Genomic DNA, 19131 nt, shown 5'->3' on the forward strand with positions numbered 1-19131 from the left:
ATATTCGTGGACAATTTAGCCGGAAAATAAACTTCCCAGGATATTTTGATAGCGCGTTTCTTGGTCTGGTGCATGATAAAACAGCTAACGGCGTCATGACTAATGACATTTTAAATCTTTTCATAAGGATTATAACATTTTAGGAGCTAAAGAATAAAAAATTTAATCAATGCTACTGGATTAAATCGATGTTGAAAGTATTCTTATCTGGTATTCATCCGTATAACTTTTTTAAGGCATAACAGGTTTACATTAAGTATTAACGGCGCTAAAAGCCGGATCAATATAAAAAAGATCATAATGACTTGCGGTTGTTCCTTGGAGATTATCACTGTTAATAATTGAAGTATCAATATACAGTACTCTTACGTTTTGATGTAACGAGAGTCTGCCTCCCGGGGCTTAACAGGTATTACAAACCAGTCTTAACAACAATTATATTATTTTCGAGTTAACTGCTATGAGGTTCTTTGGGGATCTCAATTGATGCTGTGTCTTTTGATTTTATTCTTATTTCAGATTCAATCTATATGAACCGTTATATGGAGTAAACCTTAATAGCCGTAACTCATTACATTTCTTAGATACGACAATTGGATTTCTTTAATGGACTTATTGAATGGTTAATACAAACTGGTTACAAACTAAAAGAAACTGAGCTATAAAAAACTTTTTTGTCCAATCAAATGAAGCTGCTTTTCCGGGTTATTTCAAGTTAACCGATATGAATATAGGATTTATTTATTGAAGTTGGTATTTTTTTTGCCAAATATTTTTCAAAAAATATAGCAATATAAAATATTTTGATTTTCAAAAAACAAACTTAAAATAGTGTGATTTAGAGGTCATCCAGGATGATGATTTGAATTTCAAATAAGAGTTAGAGACGCCTGCTATCTTCATTTTTAGCTCTCTCATGAAATCACCGGGTGTTCATGCTGTAATGATATGGAATTAAAGACACAGAACATTCAATGGAGAAGATTATACGGCAGAAGATTGATCATGATAAATATGATATTACACGCAGCAATTATAAAAAAGTAGCGACTGATCGAATCAGATTTCGTACTGTATATTTATTCAAAGAAAATTGGGAACCTGAACATGAATGTATAAATAGAAAATGGTCTCTAAAAGAAAAAAACATTGCAAATAGCAGAAAAGGAGACTTGGAGGAATTAGCAATTCTTTTAGGCGTTGTTGCATCGAACAAAAAAGAAAAATCATTGGTTCAATTGGCAACAAATATTACGTCTCGTTTGGAAGAAACGTTGCGACTACTTGCACTCTGATTAAGGTTGAAGGAAATCAGGATGTAAAGCGCATTACTATAGAAATCCCTACAAAACCTCAATCGAAAAATGGGTTTATTGATGAAAATGGAAATATTAGCCACAATTGGGTATCAATCCACTCTATATATGGAGACGAGATAGGACTATCCCCCGAAGAAGCAGTAATGAACGAAGTTACATTCTAAAGCATTTTTCTATTGTTTAAATATTTGCCTCTTTTTAACAAATCGGCTTCATTAGTCAACAAATCACATATACTTTCAATATTTTCAGAACATACAATAAATATGATATATTTTATACATTTTTACACCAAAAATTAGATTATCGGTGTAATCTTCCCTACTTTTGAGGTAATAAAAAACAACACTATTGGAGATGCGGCAAGTTGAATCTGTGATGGACATAAATAAAATTTTCCCCACTGAAGAAGATTGTCTAGCTCACCTAGAAAAGATACGATGGAATGGAGATGTAATATCTCCATTTGACCCAGCTTCAAAAGTATATAAATGTGCTGGCAGCAGATATAAATGTAAGAACTCTGGAAAGTACTTTACAGTTCTCACCAATACTATGTTTGACAACACCAAGATTCCTCTGTCAATGTGGTTCACTGCGATATACCTGATTATTGTAGAGGAGAAGAATTTTCGAGCATCAGAATTAGCCAAAATACTAAACATTACACCAAAATCCGCGACAATGGTACTTGAGAGATTAAATATTGTTTATAACCAAAACCAAAAATGAAACATGGAAAAACAGATTTTAAGAGCAACCCATGAGGGAGTTGTAAAATTAGGAGATGTTGAAATGAAGGTTGCCATATTATCTGATGGTACCCGTGTATTAAACAGAATAAGTCTTTTAAGAGCGATTGGGCGCACAGGAAAGGCAAAGGGAGGAAGAAAATATGATAAACAGTCAACATTACCAGTTTTTTTGACTGCCAATAGTCTCGAACCCTTTATTTCTCCTGAATTAATCGAGGATTCTAAACCTATTAATTTTATTGATTTAAATAATGTCGAATTAATTGGGTACAAAGCGTCTCTACTTCCTCATATTTGCTATGTTTTTATCGATGCTGGCGAAGCAGGAAAACTTAAAAGCAATCAAATGCACATCTTTGATCAGTGCAAGTTATTAGTTCGGGGATTTGCAACCGTAGGAATGATCGCCCTAGTAGACGAAGCTACCGGATATCAATATGACAGAGAAAGATTTGAACTACAAAAAATTCTTACTGCATATATTTCGGATGAGATTTTAAAATGGCAGCTCACATTTACTGATGAATTCTACAAACAAGTATATCGACTGTGGGGACTATCTTTTATACCCAAATACATCAAAAATAAGCCTTCATTTATAGGCAAGCTTACAACTAAATACATATATGAACAGTTACCGGAGGGAGTGTTAGAAAAAATAAAAATAAACACTCCAAAAACTGAAAAAGGTAATTGGAAATATAAGTTTCACCAATCCCTCACGCCTGAAATTGGGCGAGAACACTTGAAAAAGCAGATCATTGAAGTGACCACATTAATGTCAATTGCAGTGTCCAAAGAGCAATTTCAGCAATTATTCAAAATGAAATATAACAAAAGTATACAATTAGAGATGGAGTTTAATGAGGAAATTAAACCTCCCACTTTAAACAAGTTTGATGCTAGTCTTCAAACCGCTTTGCTTACCTCGATAAAATAAATGCCATAGCTTAAAGCCATCTGTTAAGCAGTTTACAGGTGGCTTTAATATTCCAATAATGTGAGAGACGTATAATTCATTGCTTATAATCTCAAACTGAAAAAATGGAAGAATTAAAAGCATTCCATGAATGGAATGACCAAATTTTTAAAGAACAAAAAGAGCAAAACCTCGTTGATTTGCATCATACCAGTCATTACGGTAAATCATCTGCCAGTATATTTAGTGATGTTCTATTCAATAGAGCCAATTCTCAAACTTTACCTTATTCTCTTTTCAAACTTCATGATGAATTTATATCAATTAGCAAGGATATAAAATACATTACGGCTATCCTGTTTTTACTCAGGCCGCATATAATAAATCCCAAGGAGAATGAAGGTAAATACTTGCAGAACTTGGAAGATCGACGATACTTAATGTACACCACATTCGGCATTCAGGCTATCTATAACTTTTGGGATAGACTAGGTGATTTGCTACATCTCTACTTTCGAACCAACATCAGGTTAGACAAAGTAACATTTGGAAGAATGAAGGATTTAATTCCAGATGATCTCAAATCAAAGACTTCATACCTACGCTTAATTGAACTATACGATGAGCAAAAGAGCATTTTTGACCTCAGACACGATGCAGTTCATCACTACCAAGTAGAAACCCAACAATTTTGGGGTGTAATTGAAAATCGAGAAGACCCAGAAAAAATAGATAGATTGAACAAAGAAAAAGAAGCATATCCAGAAAAAATGAAACATGCGCTGGAGATTTGCAACGTGTGCTTCTATTTGGCATTAGAAATTATTGCGGGGTTGCCAATAAAGGAAGACTAGTTTTTATACCCGTAGAAAGAAATTGATTACAGCTTCGAAATCGGTTTGCCTCAAATAAGTTATATAAATCTTAATGTGAGTATTTCGTATCTTAGTAAAAGCTGATTAACCTGTATAAAGTACGGGAAAGAAATCGGGGTTATACAATAGGAACTCGACTAAACGCTCAACTAAAAAAACAAAACCTGCGACCAGCGCAGGTTTTAGAAGTTACTTGTGATCCCGCTGGGACTCGAACCCAGGACCCATACATTAAAAGTGTATTGCTCTACCAACTGAGCTACGGAATCCTTTACTGTATTGCTGTTTAGCGGATGCAAAGATATAAATAATTCAATTACTTCCAAACTTTTATCAATAAAAATATCAACTAAACATAACGCATACACGTAGACAAAACCACCAAACAAGCCACCATAGCCAATCTCCAAACACACATCTGTCAATAAAAAATATTACTCATCCATACCATCCGCACCGTCATGTCCGCCGGCTGTCTTGCTACTGTTGGCCACCAGTGTATTAATATTGCTGATTTCATCTTTGGTGAAATAACGCCATTTGCCTGGCGGCAGGTCTTTCAGCGTCATATTCATGATACGTACCCGCTTCAGCGTTTCTACGTTATACCCCAGCACTTCGCACATACGCCTGATCTGGCGGTTCAATCCCTGTGTAAGGATGATACGGAATTTCTGAGGCCCCTCCTGCTGCACGAAACATTTCTGGGTGGTCACTCCCAGTATCTTCACCCCATTGCGCATGGATTTGATAAACTCCGGTGTAACCGGATTATCCACGGTAACAATATATTCCTTCTCATGCTGATTGCCGGCACGCAATATCTTATTGACAATATCACCGTCGTTGGTAAGGAATATCAGTCCCTCAGAACGCTTATCCAGTCTGCCTATCGGGAATATGCGGGACGAATAGTTCACGTAATCAATGATGTTCGTTTTATCCTTCAGATCCGTGGTACAGGTAATACCTTTAGGCTTGTTCAGCGCAATGTATACGGTGCTCTTCTTTTTCTTCAGCGGTTCCCCGTCTATTTCCACCACATCGCCGGCTTTTACGCGGTTCCCTTTGGACGCCACATTGTCGTTGATGGTGACACGCCCCTGCTCTATGTACTTGTCAGCCTCCCTCCTGCTACAGAAGCCGGTTTCGCTGATATATTTATTTACACTGATATCCATAACAGTTATTGTAATCGCCTGCAAATTACTTAAAACCCGCGGGATATTGGAAAAACAGCGGAGAGACCGTACTTTTATTATATATAATCAACATTACGGAAAATGAAGTACTCACTTAAATGCCTATACGCAGTTGCCCTGCTGCTGGTCCTGTGCGCTGCTACCCGCGCTTCCGCTACCCCCCGGCAACCATACGGCCTTCCGGCGGATAGTGTAACCATAAGCGGACAGGTCACGCATCCGCTCACCTTAAGTCAGGAGCACCTGCGCCGCTTCAATGCCGTTACAGGAAAAGACCTGAAAATTGTCGGCGTAAAAGGCGATATCAAAAAAACACTGCATTCCTGGAAAGGAGTACTGCTGACAACCCTCCTCGACAGCGCCGGCATCCGGCTGGCTCCTAAAGAAAGAGGACGCTGCTATATCGTTGTACGGGGAACAGACAACTACACCACCCTTTACTCCTGGAATGACCTCTTCAACAACCCCACCGGATCTCATGTGGTGCTCCTCTTTGAAGAAAATGGCCAGCCTATTACAACCGACGGTCCTTTCGTCATGGTCAGCACCACCGATAAAATCACCGGTCCCCGCCACGTCAAATGGGTGAACCGCATCGAAGTGGCCAGCCTGCCTTAATACTGCTTTATGGAAAATAATATCCCTGAACGGAACTATAATACCATCAGCCCTTCCGCCGGCGCGTTGCTGGCAATGAAAGCCCTGACAGATATCCCCTTCGCCCGCGAAGCAGCAATGCTGGCCGGCAGTCAGGCTGCGGACATCGATGCCGCCAGCCACCGGAACCCTGCTTTCTGGGCCCGCGTGGTGCACTTCGAAAACCGCTATCACAGCATCAATCAGCTGCTGACCGGCATCCAGGCGGCTAACATCCTGGAGCTGTCTTCCGGCTTCTCTTTCCGCGGGCTCGCCACCACACAGCAGCAAGCGGTTCATTATATAGACACTGACCTGCCAGAACTGATAGCAGCCAAAATATCATTCCTGCAATCCCTATCCGCATCACTCCCACCCGCTGCCGGCATGCTGGAAACATTACCCCTCAACGCCCTCGATGCACCTGCTTTTACAGCCACCACCGGCCGCTTCCGGCCCGGACAGCTGGCCATCCTCAACGAAGGCCTGCTCATGTATCTCAGCATCCCCGAAAAAGAACAACTATGCCGCATTATCAGGGAAACCCTGCTCCGCCACGGCGGATACTGGATTACGGCCGACTGCTACCTGAAACACAGCACCGCAGGAAACCCCGTACTACAGGCCGACCAGGAACTGAATTCTTTCTTCCTGCAACATAATATCCAGGAGAATATGTTCGACAGCTTCGATGCTGCAGCCGGCTTCTTCCGCCGCAACGGCTTTGAAATTGACGGCGAAGCTCAGCCGGACTATACCCGGCTGACAGCCTACAATCATCTTCTCAAAAACAGCTCCCCGGAACAACTGTCGGCCCTCCGCAAACGCGGAAAAATACAGGCGACCTGGCGCCTGAAGCCCATTCCATCCTGATAAAATATATCTGCAGAAAATTTTTTCAACTTTTTTTAAAGCCTGCTGACATAAGGTTGTCACTCTCCCTGTAGTTCTTTGTGTTGTTATTAATCACATACATCCTAAAAAACTATAGCCATGGCAAACATGAACGCAACTACTGAACTGACAGCCACCGTTATCTCTCCGGAAGAAATACGCAAACACTGGCAAAGCCACCGCGGACTTACCCGCAGACTAATAGAAGCTTTTCCGGAAGACCAGTTCTTTACTTTTTCTATCGGCGGCATGCGCCCCTTCTCTGAGCTGATCGCCGAGCTGAACAGAATCGCCGCCAGCGCCGCCACCGGCCTGCCTACCGGTAACTGGCACTCCGAAAGCTACGCCTCCGCCGCCACCCCTGCCACCAAAGCAGAAGTGCTGGCCCTCTGGGATAACGTCACCACCGCCATCGACAGCAACTGGCCCCTGATGACCCTGGAACGCTTCCACGAAACCGATAAAGCCTTCGGCATGTACGAAGGCGTAGTATACAGCCTCCTCCTCTACTTCATCGACAACGAAATCCACCACCGCGGCCAGGCCTACGTCTACTTCCGCGCCCTCGGCCTCGAACCCGTACCGTTTTGGGACCGCAACTAATATTTTGTTATTTTATTATTTGGTTATTTGAGATTTGATGGGAAATTTACGGATTTTGGGATTTTGAAATTTTGAGATTTTATAAATGCAGTGAAGATCACACTATCATCCGCTGCATTTAAAATCTCAAAATTTCAAAATCCCAAAATCCGTAAATTTCCCATCAAATCTCAAATAACCAAATAATAAAATAACAAAATGTCCTCCTATCTTTGAAGGATGCAAAAGCACGTCCTTATACTGGGTGCCAATTCTGATGTGGCTAAGGCTGCCATTCCGCTGTATGTGGCAAAGGGGTATCATGTTATGGCTGCTTCCCGCAATACGGTTGCGTTACAGGATTTAGTGGAGGAAAAGGGTATTCCGGAGAAGCAGGTAACCATACTTTCCTTTGATGCGGCGGATTTTGAGCAGCATGCGGACTTCTATCAGCGGCTGCCTGCTAAACCCCATATTGTACTGTATGCCGCCGGTTTCCTGAAAAATAATGAAGAAGCGCTGCATGACTGGTCAGGCAGTTATCAGATGATGCAGGTACATTACTGCGGAGCTGTTTCTATATTGAATATTATTGCCACAGATACTTCCAATACCCACCTGGAAAAGATTGTGGGGCTTTCCTCTCTCTCAGGGGTGAGGGGCCGGAAAAGCAATTTCATCTATGGCAGCACCAAGGCTGCTTTCACGCAGTACCTGGCAGGGCTGCGGCAGCATCTTTTTCAACGCCGTATAACCGTTAACGTGGTGGTAGCGGGATATATACGCAGTAAAATGACGGCAGGTCTTGACCTCCCTGAATCCCTGATGCTGGAGCCATCTTTTATTGCACAGGCGGTAGTTGGCGCCGGCAACGGTTTTGTGCTGGTACCAGGGTATAAATGGAAAGTTATTTACCACATCCTGCGGCGGCTGCCGGAAAAACTGGTCGCCCGCCTGCCCTGAGCTACCGGCGCCGGAATACCCGGCTGGTATCTGTTACCACCAGCGGATGTTCCTGCTGCCAGGTGAGAAAGTTGCGGAACAACGCAGGATTCGATAAACGCCACACTTCAAAGTCACGCTCATCACCAAATCCCAGTATCCAGTAGTTATACGCTTCGAGGAAGCCTGCAGCACGTACTTTCAGCTGATAATCGAATAATGGCGTTGCCTCCTGCTGCTTTTCCCGGAGTTCATACATGGACAAAAACCTGGTGCGGGCACGGTGCAGGGAAGGCAGACTGATGATCTTCTCGCCCTGTAGTGCTTCCAGCAGAAACGGCTGATATATTCCCGTGCTGTAAGGCGTCCGGAAAGACGGCGTCAGCTCTCCGGGAGCATCGCTCCAGAGTACACCCGCTATGTCGTGTCCACGGCTGAAGTCTACCGTCACCGCAGTATCTCCGGGAAAATGTACATCAGATTTATACGTGAGATATAACAGTTTGCTGATTTCCCGGATACGCGAGGGGTTCCGCTTTTCCAGGTTCAGGAATACTTCCCCGTAAATCATGCCCCAAACCTTCTCAGATGAATTGCAGAACAGTTTCGAAGCCCAGTAGTAGTTGGCGGCATGCATCGGGCTGGCCAGTATGCCTGTCTCGAAATAAATAAGCGCCCGCTCATATTCTTTCGCCTGCATCTCCAGCATCCCTCTTTCGGTATAGAGGTTGCCTGCCTCCGGAAACAGCTGCAGCGCCCTGTCATAGGTTTCTCTGGCCTTGCTGCGCTTTCCGCTGTCGTCATAACAATGTCCCAGCAGCACATATACCAGCGGCGATGCCGGCTTCTGCCGGGTAAGCGGCTGCAGTACGGTGATGGCCTTGTCATACTCCTGCAGGGCATACCTGGCAGCAGCCATTTCATACACATACATTTCATTGCCGGGATCCAGGCGGATGGCCTCCTGTAGCAGGGGAACCGATTGCGCCGGATCACCGCTTTCCATAAAGGCCAGTGCGGCGATACATTTTTCACGCGCCAGCAGGGAATCTTTCTGCCTGGCATCAGAGGTGTTGGCATACAACAGGCAGGTAATGAGGATACAAGGGATGAGTTGCATAGTCAGGGTGTTGTGAGGGAAAACCTGTACCTGAATTTAAGTGAATTTTATTACATTTGTTGTTTCTTATGCCAGAAAATCACAGGAGGAATTATGAGCTTAGCGCCTATCGCACTGTTTGTCTATAACAGAGCAGACCATGCGAAACAGACGATTACCAATTTGCTTAAAACTGCTGAAGCGGCGCATACAGATCTGTATATTTTCAGTGATGGCCCCCGGTCAGAAAAAGAAACCGTAAAGGTGCAGGAAGTAAGGAATTACATTCACACCGTTACCGGCTTCGCCAGCGTTACCATCGTTGAACAGCCTAAAAATATCGGCCTCTCCCGCAGCATCCTTTCCGGCGTATCTATGGTGCTCGATAAGCACGGGAAGATGATTCAGATAGATGATGACCTGATTGTTTCTCCCTGGTGCCTGAAATACTTCAACGACGCCCTTGACCATTACGAACATGATGACCGCGTAGCCTGTGTCTGCGGATTCCTGTATCCGGTACGCAAACCCGTGCCTCCCGCCTTCTTCATGAGAGGAGCCGACTGCGCCATCTGGGCTACCTGGAAAAGAGCGTGGACCATCTTTGAGGCAGACGGGCAAAAGCTGCTGCAGGAAATAGAACGACGGAAGCTCTCCTTCAAATTTGATTTCCACGGCGCTTATCCATACACGCAGATGCTGAGAGATCAGATCGCAGGTAAAAACGATTCCTGGGCTATCCGCTGGCATGCGGCTGCATTCCTGCAAAATAAATATACCCTGTATCCCGGCCAGTCTATGGCCCATAACATCGGGATGGACAGCTCCGGCACCAACTGCGGCACTTCCAGTGATTATGACGTGGAAATAGGCACCTCTCCCATTCCTGTTGAGAACCTGCCCGTGGTACAAAGTCCGCAGGCGTTCCGTGCCTTTAAGGACTTCTTCATCGGCATGAACAAATACAGCTGGTTCAAACGCAAACGTAAACGCTTCAAGCGCTGGGTCAGATATATCTTCACCGGCGCCTGATTATACCACAGAACATAGATTGCATGCTGAATTTCTGCACCCTCTTCAACTCATTATATCTTACCCGCGGACTGGCCATGTACCGCTCCCTGGAACGTCATGCGCCGGATTTCCATCTCTATATTTTTGCTTTCGATGATGCCGCCCTGAACACGCTGCGCGCATTGCGGCTGCCAAAGGCAACCATCATTTCCCTGCAGGAATTTGAAGATGAGCGGCTGCTCGCCCTTAAACCATCCCGCACGCCCGGCGAATACTGCTGGACCTGCACACCTGCCACCATCGAATATTGTATAGAAAAATACCAGCTGGCCGCCTGCACCTACATCGATGCAGACCTGCTGTTTTTCAGCAATCCCGCTGTGCTGACGGCAGAAATGGAGCATAAGTCGGTACTCATCACGGAACACCGTTATACACCTGCTTACGATCAGACCGCTACCAGCGGTAAATACTGCGTGCAGTTCATCAGCTTCAAAAATGATACCGCTGGCCGGCAGGTGCTGACAGACTGGAAAGAGAAATGTTTTGAGTGGTGCTACAACCGCTTTGAAGATGGTAAATTCGGAGATCAGAAATACCTGGACAGCTGGTGTGAGCGCTTCACCGGCGTACATGAGCTGCAACATACCGGCGGGGGCGTAGCTCCCTGGAACATACAGCAGTATTCATTTTCCGGCCAGGGAGATAAAATCACCGGCACGGAAATTTCCGGCGAGAAAAGTTTTGAGTTAGTCTTCTATCACTATCATGATTATAAATACTGTATGGCTGATGGCTGCTATCTCGGTGAATATGTGATTACCCTTCCGCAGATGCGCTCCATTTACAAACCTTACATAAAAGCCCTGCAGGCAGCAGAACAGGAGCTGGCCGCAGCCGGACTTACCGGTACTTTCCACGAAACGCGGGAAATACCCAGGCTGCATACATCCCTGAACCGGCTCTTCAAATACTACCTTGCCGGCTATACGAATAAATACTATAAGCGGAAATATATTACAGGGTAAGGTCAGGCGCCTTTGATCTTCTTTTTGAATTCCTTGCTTTTATACCGCCACCAGGTAAACCAGCTCATACTCTCCCGGATAATAGCTGGTTTATCTTTCAGGAAAACCTCGTCAGGATTATTGGCAGAGAAGCCACTCATATTATAGCTTACCACCGGAACAGGGTAATAGTCCTTCCGGAACTGCCGGTCGCCCCATACCCGGATGTTCAATGCATAGTCTGCATACACCCTGTATTTAAGATCATACTGGTATTTCTGGAAAACCGCAGCCGGGTACAATATCGCCTGGTGGTTAATACATCCCTTTGCCATACGGTAAGCAGAGAACTTTCCGGTAAGCAGACCCGTCTTCGTCGTCCTTCCGTCTTTATGGAATTCTTCCGTTATGCCATAATACACAGTATCCGGGCGTTGCAGCCTGGCCGCCAGCTCACTGAAACCCGGCAGCAACCTGTCGTCCGCACCCAGAAAATGTAACCACCCGCCGGTAGCCATCCGCACACCTTTATTCAACGCATCATAAATACCCTTATCCGGCTCACTCACATACTGCAACTTCAGCCTCAACGCATACTCCTTCAACACTGCCACTGTATCGTCCTGACTACCCCCATCCACTACTACCACCTCAATATCCTTATAGGATTGCACCTCCACAGAAGCGAGACACTCCCGTAAATCCTCCCCCACATTATACGTTGCAATAATTATACTGATGGTCCTGTTCATCCCGCAAAACTATAAAATATTTGATTATTTGATTATTTGATTATTTGATTATTTGGTTATTTGAGATTTGAGATTTGAGATTTGTATCCACAGGATGTGCCCCCGGGGGGAGTAGCACGTATCTTCGTAATAGCTTGTAGAATCTGTGTTTGATAGTGGTGAGCGTTTATTGGCTAACCGTAATGCTAACCTGATTACGTTTGACCATTATAGTGTAAGATATAAGTAAAGTTATAAAATAGCACATTCTTAGCCCAAAATTCAAAACAAGACTAGGTTGCTCGGATACAACAGAACATAATACCACATACCATATTAGTCAATGTCAACGACCTAGGATATTCGCATTAAAAACGTATTATCAATCAATTTTAATGCGATACTTTGGCAACGTCAAGTGCTTTTAATCCGTCATAACTAAATCCTAAAAAGAATTCGACCTCTACGTTTTCATTTCTACCCCGAATAAGCCCATTACCCTTATCAGCCCTTGCAGGTATAAATGATGCTTGTAAACCATTTGCAAACTCTATTAAGCCTAACTCGGGACCTGTTAAACTTACAACCCGCCCGCGTAGTGGCACCAATTTTGAATGATCAAGCTTTAACCCTCTAATACCATCTTCAACTGTCACGACTAACCTACGGAGAATAATATGTTTTAGTTCTACTCCATGTCCATATAATTCCGAAATAAATGTTCTTTGCGGATTGTGCCTTGAACTCTCGCTCACCTCTCGAATTAGATTTACAGCGAGCTGCGCAGAAAAAGAATTGCCATTAATAGCATCGATTACATACAATATTGCTAAATAAAATCTTACCTCAATAGAATTACTCAAAGTTCTCCACCGAGCTAATTTTTGAATAGCTGTATCTATTGAAATAAATTCGCTAACTCGTGCTGCTCTAAACCAAAGAAAAATATTCTTTATGTCTGTAGGATCTTGATCAATATTATCATCTAGCAGATTTAAAATTCTATTAAGGTCTTTGGACGTAAGCATTTCCCATCCAGAAGCTCTATCTACATAGGCATAAACCAAGTTTAAACGTATCGCCAATTTATTGGTTTTACTGGTTGAAAGCAAATTTTGCCAAGTTTGTATGATTACACTATAATTTGTGAAATATTGCCGCAAATTATTCTTTGCCCGCGTAAAGTAATAATCATCTTCTGTATGATTTAATTTGGCCTGAAGCTCCTCTAAAAGCAATCTTGCCTCACGGAATAAATTTGCATCAAAATCATTTAATTTAGTAAGAAATTGTCCTCTATCATCGAGTTTAGATTTAGAATATTTAAAGTCAAGGTAGGAAGTAATTGCATCTATATTCGTTATATATCCATACCTACTATTGGGATTATAATTCCTTGCTATTTCAAATTGCAAGCCACTTTGTGATACAAGCCTTTCTAGCTCTTCTAAATCTTTAAGATCCACATCAGAACTATACCTATTTCGCTGCATTATACTTTTTGCCGTCGAAACTAAAATCATACCCTTTATGTGGTATAACGTATGATCTTTGCCATTTGACTCTAAATCTAACTGAATTGCTATATCTATGCATTCTTCAGCTCTCTCTTGATTCTTAATAACCAAATTATATAATCTTGCCAGGTGGCTCCAATAATGGATTTTCTTAGGAAAAGTTTCTGCTAATTTACTTAATACAATCAGCTTTGCATTAGATGAACTTAAACCTTCTTCCACTAATTTTGAAAACTGCTTCTCATCTTCCTCGTCTTCATTATCGATCCTGTCAATGAATAACCTATTTAATAGCTCAAATTCATCTTCGGAGGGGTCAAAGCTTCTATTCCCCAGCAATTCAATAAACTTTATTGAAAGATCCGTAAGCGATATGGTCATTTCTTCCAAGTTCCCACCATACATGACAACTAAATATTGTTTAGCAACCAGATAATGTAGTGGTCTCCAAATTAAGGTTCCATCACTAACTATCAAGTGGAGTAATGCTTCATTTAAATAATTTTCAAGCCGTATTGAGACTGATTCTGGTAAGGAAAGAAAACCCGAAAAGCATTGAGCAGAAAGGGATCTCTGTGCATATACTCCGCAGAAACAGATTAGCGCGACAATTTGCTTTTGAATTTCATCATTCTCACTAGTGTCAACCGCCTTTCTGATAAAACTTGCTAACCCCGAAAAATTCTCTTCAAATGCAGTTAATCCAAAAAACAAAGGATGCTTCTCTTTAGAATTTGCAGAATTAACAATAGCATCTAATTCATACTTCTTTCGTGGCGACAATTCAATGTAAGCCTGAGAAAACGTAACAACTTCTTTATCTGACAGAACTTCAGAAATATAGTCTTGACTTGTTCTGAGTTGAGATGGCTTGGTTATTTTTCGCTGAATTTCCCAAAAAGTAACTGGAAAATTCCGTGTTAAAGCTTCGTTGAAAATACGAAGCCGAGAGTCATTATTCACATCCTCACTATCCATAACAATTAATGGAGGAAGGGAAGATTGCTGAAACAGGTAGTAAATTCTATTTATAGTTTCATTTGGACGATATCTTCTAACAAATGCAACTGGATACTTTTCTTTAATCTTCCAAGCAACTCTTTTTGAAATTGTTGTTGCTCCAATACCAGGATAATGAAATAGAGAAATTGTTTTTATTAATCGTTCTCTCAAATTCTTCTCCAGCTTTTGGTCTAATACGGGTTCCAAATCCCTGGGAAGATCATATCCTAATAAAAGCCCTTTCCATCCAAGTTTTCCTCCTTTATAAAAATCCATTCTTTCATCATGTGAATCAAAATCTTCTTTATAAATCGATTTATGAAGCAATTCAATATCTTCACCCAACCATTGATAATCCACCGATGAAATTGATTGGGTACCCTCATCCTTATGAGGAATAACTATATCATCAATGGCTGCGAGTGGCTCGAAATATGTCCTTATTGTCGAAAGTCCTACCGCAATTTCAGGAATTTTTATTTTAACTTGTTCGCCTTCATATTCTGTAGCCAATTGAAAATAGTCATCTAGATTAGCATTCGCAAAAACGAACTTCATTGAAGTTCCAAAGGAGTTAAACAGCCATTTAACAACTTCTGTTGTGTAGTTGATCTTATCTGAGACTATGAGAACAGTAGTTGGCTTACTAGATATCGCTAACTGCAATTTGGCAAATACCTGGGTAAAAAAAGGCTGATAATCTCTATTCCAAAATCTAAAATCGGTATAAACACTACTGGTTCTTCCATCAATCCCGTTTCCATATAGCCAATAACATGCCCTATCAGAAAATGATGACGGTAGAACATCTCCTAAAGTAAATTGATGAATTGGCTTACGTGAACTAATTTCACTGTTCACGACGTGGAAAAATCCAGAATTTGCAGAGGCATTATCCAAATCAATTACTGCACTCCAATCCACTAAAGCAAACGGCTTAATCAAATCTGGAAGGATTTGGTTAAAATCGGCTACCAGAATATAATTTTGATTATTACCAAAAACATTCATTAGACTAAAAAGTCTATTCCACTCAGAGGAAGTATCTATAACAACTGGGGATAAATCAGGAATTTGTTTGAGTTGAGAATTAGAAACATTCAAATAAGTCAAAATAATCTTACGAGTTTCTTCTAGAACTTTTATTAAAGAATTATAGTGTGGTACAGCCCCAGAGTGCTCCGGGTCATTCCTTACGGCCCTTTTAAGATCGCTAATACATGCAGTATCAATGTCAGTTGTTCTGATAGGCGGCGTTGTATTGCCTACAAATAAATGTAATTTATCATGAAAATTTGGTCTTTCAATTATTCTAATTTCATTTGCATTTGTGATAGGGTCTGTAAAAATATTTAGTAGATAATTTTTAATAACCCATTCTAAAGTACTATAAATCAACCCCGCCGAAGATGACAATTGCATCATGAAATCATTAATTCTTCCAGCTTGAGCTAGGCTATGCGATTCTTCTAACGACGAAACACTTTCATTAAATGTTTCAATAATTTTATCTTTGGTTACAAGAGTCATTTGTTTATATTATATATATAAAAATAATTATACCATTTCTTCTCTGTTGCCAATATGACTAGACATCACAAGAACCTAGTGGATGAGCTATATCTTTAATGTTATTTTGTGAATATAAAGCCAATCACAATATATAAATTGGATGTACCGACTAACTATTTCGATCCCATATTTTACGAAGTATCCGACCAATTGTCTCTCTCGAAAAAATAAGGGCCATATCTTAATGATTCAACTGTTGAGATTATAGATTCATGGAGTTCTAACAATACATCCTATCTACTAATTTTTTTTCTCTTGAGTATTAATATGTGTATAAGCATGATAGTCAAGAGTAGTGAAGGCAAATATAAGTAAGATACATTAAAACAATGCAAAATTGATCATTACAGTGCAAAGCTATTTTTGAACCTATTCGGCATTGGAACTAATTCTGCATTGCCAGCTATGTTTTAGTAATACCCAAACCCTTAAACTTTTCATGCTCCGCATGCAACATGCGATAAGATAAATGGCGCAAAAAGAATCAGGCACCACTATCGTTTAGTCCTAACACATAAAAAAACTCGATGGTTCAAATCCTGCTCCCCGAAAATGGAGGTAGATAAGCCATTCGTTACTTCCTCAGCAATCTCACGTATCTTTTCCTTCACTGCCCTACTTAATGTCTGTGTGGGTATCCTCATCAGCCAGGATGGCGATATATTGATCCAATGCAGCTTCTAAATCATGTAACTCAATACCCGACTGAAAACTCAATAATTCATAAAGATCGCTTTCCTGCTCTGTGATCAATGCTGGTATTAAGTCCCCAACCTAGTTTCTTCGAAGTGCATCACGGATATTAATATTAGAGCTGAAAAAATCTTTTAGCAGGTATATGTTTTATGAAAAGCGGGCGCGAAGATTTGGCACAAAAAAAGCGCGGTACCCACCCTTCGCTTTTGAGGCCATGAGAAGCCCATGCTACGAAAAAGTGGGCCGACGTACGAACGCGAGCCATCCACTTCATCGTCTCGTGGCATTGAAGATTCTCAGGTTTCAAAAGCGAGACTTAAAATGCGAATTGCTTACAATATCTTGTATTGAAGAATCGCAAAAATATATTCTAAATGCTAAAATAATAAATAAATTCGATTTTGTCAAATTTGACAATTTTATTATTAATCGGTTACGGACCTTGAGTAGGTGAAAACTAAGAATCAAGCATATATAACGGCTTTCGGTCAAAACTTCAAAAAACTTCTGGAGTCTAAGAAAAAGACCCCAGAAGAGGTTGCTGCCCATGGCAATATTGAAACCAAACAGGTTTATCGTGTAATAAATGGAGAACATGCTGCCACGCTATCGGTAATTTACGCACTGGCAAAAGGGCTGGATGTGCATCCCAAGGAACTATTCGATTTTCGCTTCGCGGGATAACATATTTTACAGATCTACTTCTCGGTGTTACTTTCTTGCTGAAATAGCTTCCATACTTCATCTCTCAGAAAGAAAACACGAGATCTCATCTTATAGCGTTTAAACTTACCAATCTTTATCCATTCATACACCAGCGGTTACTGGTTCGCCTGACGTAACTAAGAGGCTGTAATGTTTGTGTAGATTGGTTTTCAGGGTGAGTAACTTTCGGTTAATCGCCTATGCTTCTTCGGAGTTTCCTTTAACACATTGGGCGGAGGCATTCCATAATGCCGGGGTTACATACTGATACGTGGAAAGTTCTGCACATTTGCCGCCTACGCTGACGCGAAGATAAATAGCGGGCTTATTATTTTTAGTACGGCTATTGTTGAGCCAGAAAAGAGCAGAAAAGCTGGTCATACGACACTTGTTTTAAGCTAACCAAAATTGTTTCAATTGCACTTATCTTAACATCACTTAGCATTGGCCAAACGAAATACAGTATAGCATTTAAGACCAGTGACGGTTAGCACAATTTAATCATTCTGTTGCTAACCTCAACGCTCACTTTTCTATCGTTACTTATCTTTTCACACATTTACCACCAAAAACAAAAAAAACTTGTAGAATCAGCTTCTACAAGGTTTAAATACTTCAGCGTACTTATTTTTACATTACTTCGTAAATCCCCCAGGGGGCACATCTTGTGGATACAAATCTCAAATAATCAAATAACTAAATAACCCCTATCTTTAGGGGGTTGGAACAACGTTATAATGGAAATCAGACAACTCTTCAAGCCGGTACAGCCTTCTGTAAGGAATGACCTTCAGGGCGCCACCTATACGGAGCTGCTCCCGGATGTGCGGTTGATGAAATATATTTACTGCTACTGGCAGCTGACTTCCGCAGAAGAATTAAAGGAGCCCTTTTATTACCGGGTAGTGGCGGATGGCTGTATGGATATTTTCTATAACACGGATAAGCCGGATGACAACTATATCATGGGTTTCTCCACCACTTATACGGAGTTCCCGCTGGAAAACAGGTTTAATTATATCGGCATCCGTTTTCTGCCGGCTGCTTTTCCTTTATTGTTCCGGGTGAATGCCGGCGAACTTACCAACCGCTTTGAACAGCTGCAGCAGGTAGTGCCGGCCCTGTCCAGGGGCATTGCACGGATTGCTGCCGGCCAGGTATCCCTGCCGGCCTTACAACCGTTACTGGATCAATATTTCATGGAAACTATCTCCGGCAAGGACCTCCAGGCGGATCACCGTCTTTTCGAAGCCATAGACCTGATCCTTCAGGCTAAAGGCGTCTTAAACGTGGAAAGCAGCCTGGACACCGGTATCAGTCCGCGCCAGCTGCGCCGCCTCTTTGAATTTTATATCGGCGATACCCCTAAAACATTCAGCAAGGTGGTCCGCTTCCAGCACATCCTCCAGGCCAAGCCCTCCCTCAAAAGCCTGCGGGAAAACAAACTATTCTATGACGCCGGCTACTACGACCAGGCCCATTTCATCAAAGAATTCAAAACCATGTACGGACTCACCCCCACTATCGCCCTCCGGGAAAAGTAACCCCTGATCTCCCCGCTAATCTCCGCTCCCATTCGCAATTCGTAATTCGTAATTCGTAATTATATTTGTCCGTTTTTTACAATCTTCTTCACCTATATTTTGTCAATTTTGTTGCATCAA

16 protein-coding genes and 1 tRNA gene are annotated in these 19131 nt (G+C 41.9%); 11 read left to right on the top strand and 6 right to left on the bottom strand.

Annotation, left to right across the window (positions count from 1 at the left end; genetic code table 11):
- Nucleotides 1-974 precede the first annotated feature (974 nt).
- The 3 genes from GWG06_RS17780 (at nucleotide 975) to GWG06_RS17790 (ending at nucleotide 3847) form a co-directional block, all read left to right on the top strand.
- Nucleotides 975-1295, top strand: a complete 321-nt coding sequence (locus tag GWG06_RS17780; RefSeq protein ID WP_160714802.1) for a hypothetical protein — start codon at nucleotides 975-977, stop codon at nucleotides 1293-1295.
- Between the two features lie 759 nt (nucleotides 1296-2054).
- Nucleotides 2055-3014: a P63C domain-containing protein gene (locus GWG06_RS17785; protein WP_202183054.1), complete on the top strand. Its 960-nt coding sequence runs from the start codon at nucleotides 2055-2057 to the stop codon at nucleotides 3012-3014.
- Nucleotides 3015-3118: 104 nt separating this feature from the next.
- Entirely contained in the window at nucleotides 3119-3847 is a 729-nt protein-coding gene (locus tag GWG06_RS17790; RefSeq protein ID WP_160714803.1) for a Cthe_2314 family HEPN domain-containing protein, read from the top strand.
- Nucleotides 3848-4064: 217 nt separating this feature from the next.
- Here the strand turns inward: GWG06_RS17790 and GWG06_RS17795 are convergent.
- Nucleotides 4065-4137 (bottom strand) — tRNA-Lys (locus GWG06_RS17795).
- Between the two features lie 165 nt (nucleotides 4138-4302).
- Nucleotides 4303-5049: a 23S rRNA pseudouridine(2604) synthase RluF gene (gene rluF / locus GWG06_RS17800; protein WP_127044532.1), complete on the bottom strand. Its 747-nt coding sequence runs from the start codon at nucleotides 5047-5049 to the stop codon at nucleotides 4303-4305.
- Nucleotides 5050-5151: 102 nt separating this feature from the next.
- Between rluF and GWG06_RS17805 the strand changes: the two genes are divergently transcribed.
- From GWG06_RS17805 to GWG06_RS17820, 4 genes are all read left to right on the top strand, one after another.
- A complete protein-coding gene (locus GWG06_RS17805) occupies nucleotides 5152-5688 on the top strand; it encodes a molybdopterin-dependent oxidoreductase (protein WP_160714805.1) in 537 nt (178 codons plus the stop codon).
- Nucleotides 5689-5697: 9 nt separating this feature from the next.
- Complete coding sequence (locus GWG06_RS17810) at nucleotides 5698-6579, top strand: class I SAM-dependent methyltransferase (protein ID WP_160714807.1); 882 nt, start codon at nucleotides 5698-5700, stop codon at nucleotides 6577-6579.
- Between the two features lie 120 nt (nucleotides 6580-6699).
- Nucleotides 6700-7203: a DinB family protein gene (locus GWG06_RS17815; protein WP_235938408.1), complete on the top strand. Its 504-nt coding sequence runs from the start codon at nucleotides 6700-6702 to the stop codon at nucleotides 7201-7203.
- Nucleotides 7204-7422: 219 nt separating this feature from the next.
- Nucleotides 7423-8145, top strand: coding sequence for an SDR family NAD(P)-dependent oxidoreductase (locus GWG06_RS17820; RefSeq protein ID WP_160714809.1), 723 nt, complete (start codon nucleotides 7423-7425; stop codon nucleotides 8143-8145).
- Nucleotide 8146: 1 nt separating this feature from the next.
- On the opposite strand, the gene GWG06_RS17825 is transcribed toward GWG06_RS17820, so the two are convergent.
- Nucleotides 8147-9244, bottom strand: coding sequence for a tetratricopeptide repeat protein (locus GWG06_RS17825; protein WP_127044440.1), 1098 nt, complete (start codon nucleotides 9242-9244; stop codon nucleotides 8147-8149).
- A gap of 93 nt (nucleotides 9245-9337) precedes the next feature.
- Between GWG06_RS17825 and GWG06_RS17830 the strand changes: the two genes are divergently transcribed.
- Both GWG06_RS17830 and GWG06_RS17835 read left to right on the top strand, forming a co-directional pair.
- A complete protein-coding gene (locus GWG06_RS17830) occupies nucleotides 9338-10255 on the top strand; it encodes a glycosyltransferase family protein (RefSeq protein ID WP_160714811.1) in 918 nt (305 codons plus the stop codon).
- 23 nt (nucleotides 10256-10278) lie between these two features.
- A complete protein-coding gene (locus GWG06_RS17835; RefSeq protein ID WP_160714813.1) occupies nucleotides 10279-11265 on the top strand; it encodes a glycosyl transferase in 987 nt (328 codons plus the stop codon).
- Between the two features lie 2 nt (nucleotides 11266-11267).
- Here GWG06_RS17835 and GWG06_RS17840 read toward each other — a convergent pair whose 3' ends face one another.
- Nucleotides 11268-11996: a glycosyltransferase family 2 protein gene (locus tag GWG06_RS17840; protein ID WP_160714815.1), complete on the bottom strand. Its 729-nt coding sequence runs from the start codon at nucleotides 11994-11996 to the stop codon at nucleotides 11268-11270.
- Nucleotides 11997-12367: 371 nt separating this feature from the next.
- Nucleotides 12368-16024 (bottom strand): hypothetical protein, encoded by a 3657-nt coding sequence (locus tag GWG06_RS17845; RefSeq protein ID WP_160714817.1) that lies wholly within the window; start codon nucleotides 16022-16024, stop codon nucleotides 12368-12370.
- Between the two features lie 1188 nt (nucleotides 16025-17212).
- Here GWG06_RS17845 and GWG06_RS17850 point away from each other — a divergent pair.
- The gene (locus tag GWG06_RS17850) at nucleotides 17213-17446 is read left to right on the top strand and encodes a helix-turn-helix domain-containing protein (protein ID WP_160714819.1); all 234 of its coding nucleotides are present in this window, start codon (nucleotides 17213-17215) and stop codon (nucleotides 17444-17446) included.
- Nucleotides 17447-17665: 219 nt separating this feature from the next.
- Here the strand turns inward: GWG06_RS17850 and GWG06_RS17855 are convergent, their stop codons facing one another.
- On the bottom strand, nucleotides 17666-17848 hold the full coding sequence (locus tag GWG06_RS17855; protein ID WP_160714821.1) for an Arm DNA-binding domain-containing protein: 183 nt from the start codon (nucleotides 17846-17848) through the stop codon (nucleotides 17666-17668).
- Between the two features lie 356 nt (nucleotides 17849-18204).
- Between GWG06_RS17855 and GWG06_RS17860 the strand changes: the two genes are divergently transcribed.
- Nucleotides 18205-19011 (top strand): AraC family transcriptional regulator, encoded by an 807-nt coding sequence (locus GWG06_RS17860; RefSeq protein WP_160714823.1) that lies wholly within the window; start codon nucleotides 18205-18207, stop codon nucleotides 19009-19011.
- Nucleotides 19012-19131: the final 120 nt, after the last annotated feature.

Origin of the sequence: Chitinophaga solisilvae (genome assembly GCF_009928525.1) — a bacterium.
In the GTDB taxonomy this organism is placed as follows: Bacteria; Bacteroidota; Bacteroidia; order Chitinophagales; family Chitinophagaceae; genus Chitinophaga; species Chitinophaga solisilvae.

Bases quoted from the DNA above. Each gene is read 5' to 3' on its own strand.
- GWG06_RS17860 (WP_160714823.1), top strand. From the start codon at position 18,205: ATGGAAATCAGACAACTCTTCAAGCCGGTACAGCCTTCTGTAAGGAAT.
- GWG06_RS17820 (WP_160714809.1), top strand. From the start codon at position 7,423: ATGCAAAAGCACGTCCTTATACTGGGTGCCAATTCTGATGTGGCTAAG.
- GWG06_RS17810 (WP_160714807.1), top strand. From the start codon at position 5,698: ATGGAAAATAATATCCCTGAACGGAACTATAATACCATCAGCCCTTCC.
- GWG06_RS17790 (WP_160714803.1), top strand. From the start codon at position 3,119: ATGGAAGAATTAAAAGCATTCCATGAATGGAATGACCAAATTTTTAAA.
- GWG06_RS17830 (WP_160714811.1), top strand. From the start codon at position 9,338: ATGAGCTTAGCGCCTATCGCACTGTTTGTCTATAACAGAGCAGACCAT.
- GWG06_RS17855 (WP_160714821.1), bottom strand. From the start codon at position 17,848: ATGACCAGCTTTTCTGCTCTTTTCTGGCTCAACAATAGCCGTACTAAA.
- rluF (WP_127044532.1), bottom strand. From the start codon at position 5,049: ATGGATATCAGTGTAAATAAATATATCAGCGAAACCGGCTTCTGTAGC.
- GWG06_RS17840 (WP_160714815.1), bottom strand. From the start codon at position 11,996: ATGAACAGGACCATCAGTATAATTATTGCAACGTATAATGTGGGGGAG.
- GWG06_RS17825 (WP_127044440.1), bottom strand. From the start codon at position 9,244: ATGCAACTCATCCCTTGTATCCTCATTACCTGCCTGTTGTATGCCAAC.
- GWG06_RS17785 (WP_202183054.1), top strand. From the start codon at position 2,055: ATGGAAAAACAGATTTTAAGAGCAACCCATGAGGGAGTTGTAAAATTA.
- GWG06_RS17805 (WP_160714805.1), top strand. From the start codon at position 5,152: ATGAAGTACTCACTTAAATGCCTATACGCAGTTGCCCTGCTGCTGGTC.
- GWG06_RS17835 (WP_160714813.1), top strand. From the start codon at position 10,279: ATGCTGAATTTCTGCACCCTCTTCAACTCATTATATCTTACCCGCGGA.
- GWG06_RS17780 (WP_160714802.1), top strand. From the start codon at position 975: ATGGAGAAGATTATACGGCAGAAGATTGATCATGATAAATATGATATT.
- GWG06_RS17815 (WP_235938408.1), top strand. From the start codon at position 6,700: ATGGCAAACATGAACGCAACTACTGAACTGACAGCCACCGTTATCTCT.
- GWG06_RS17845 (WP_160714817.1), bottom strand. From the start codon at position 16,024: ATGACTCTTGTAACCAAAGATAAAATTATTGAAACATTTAATGAAAGT.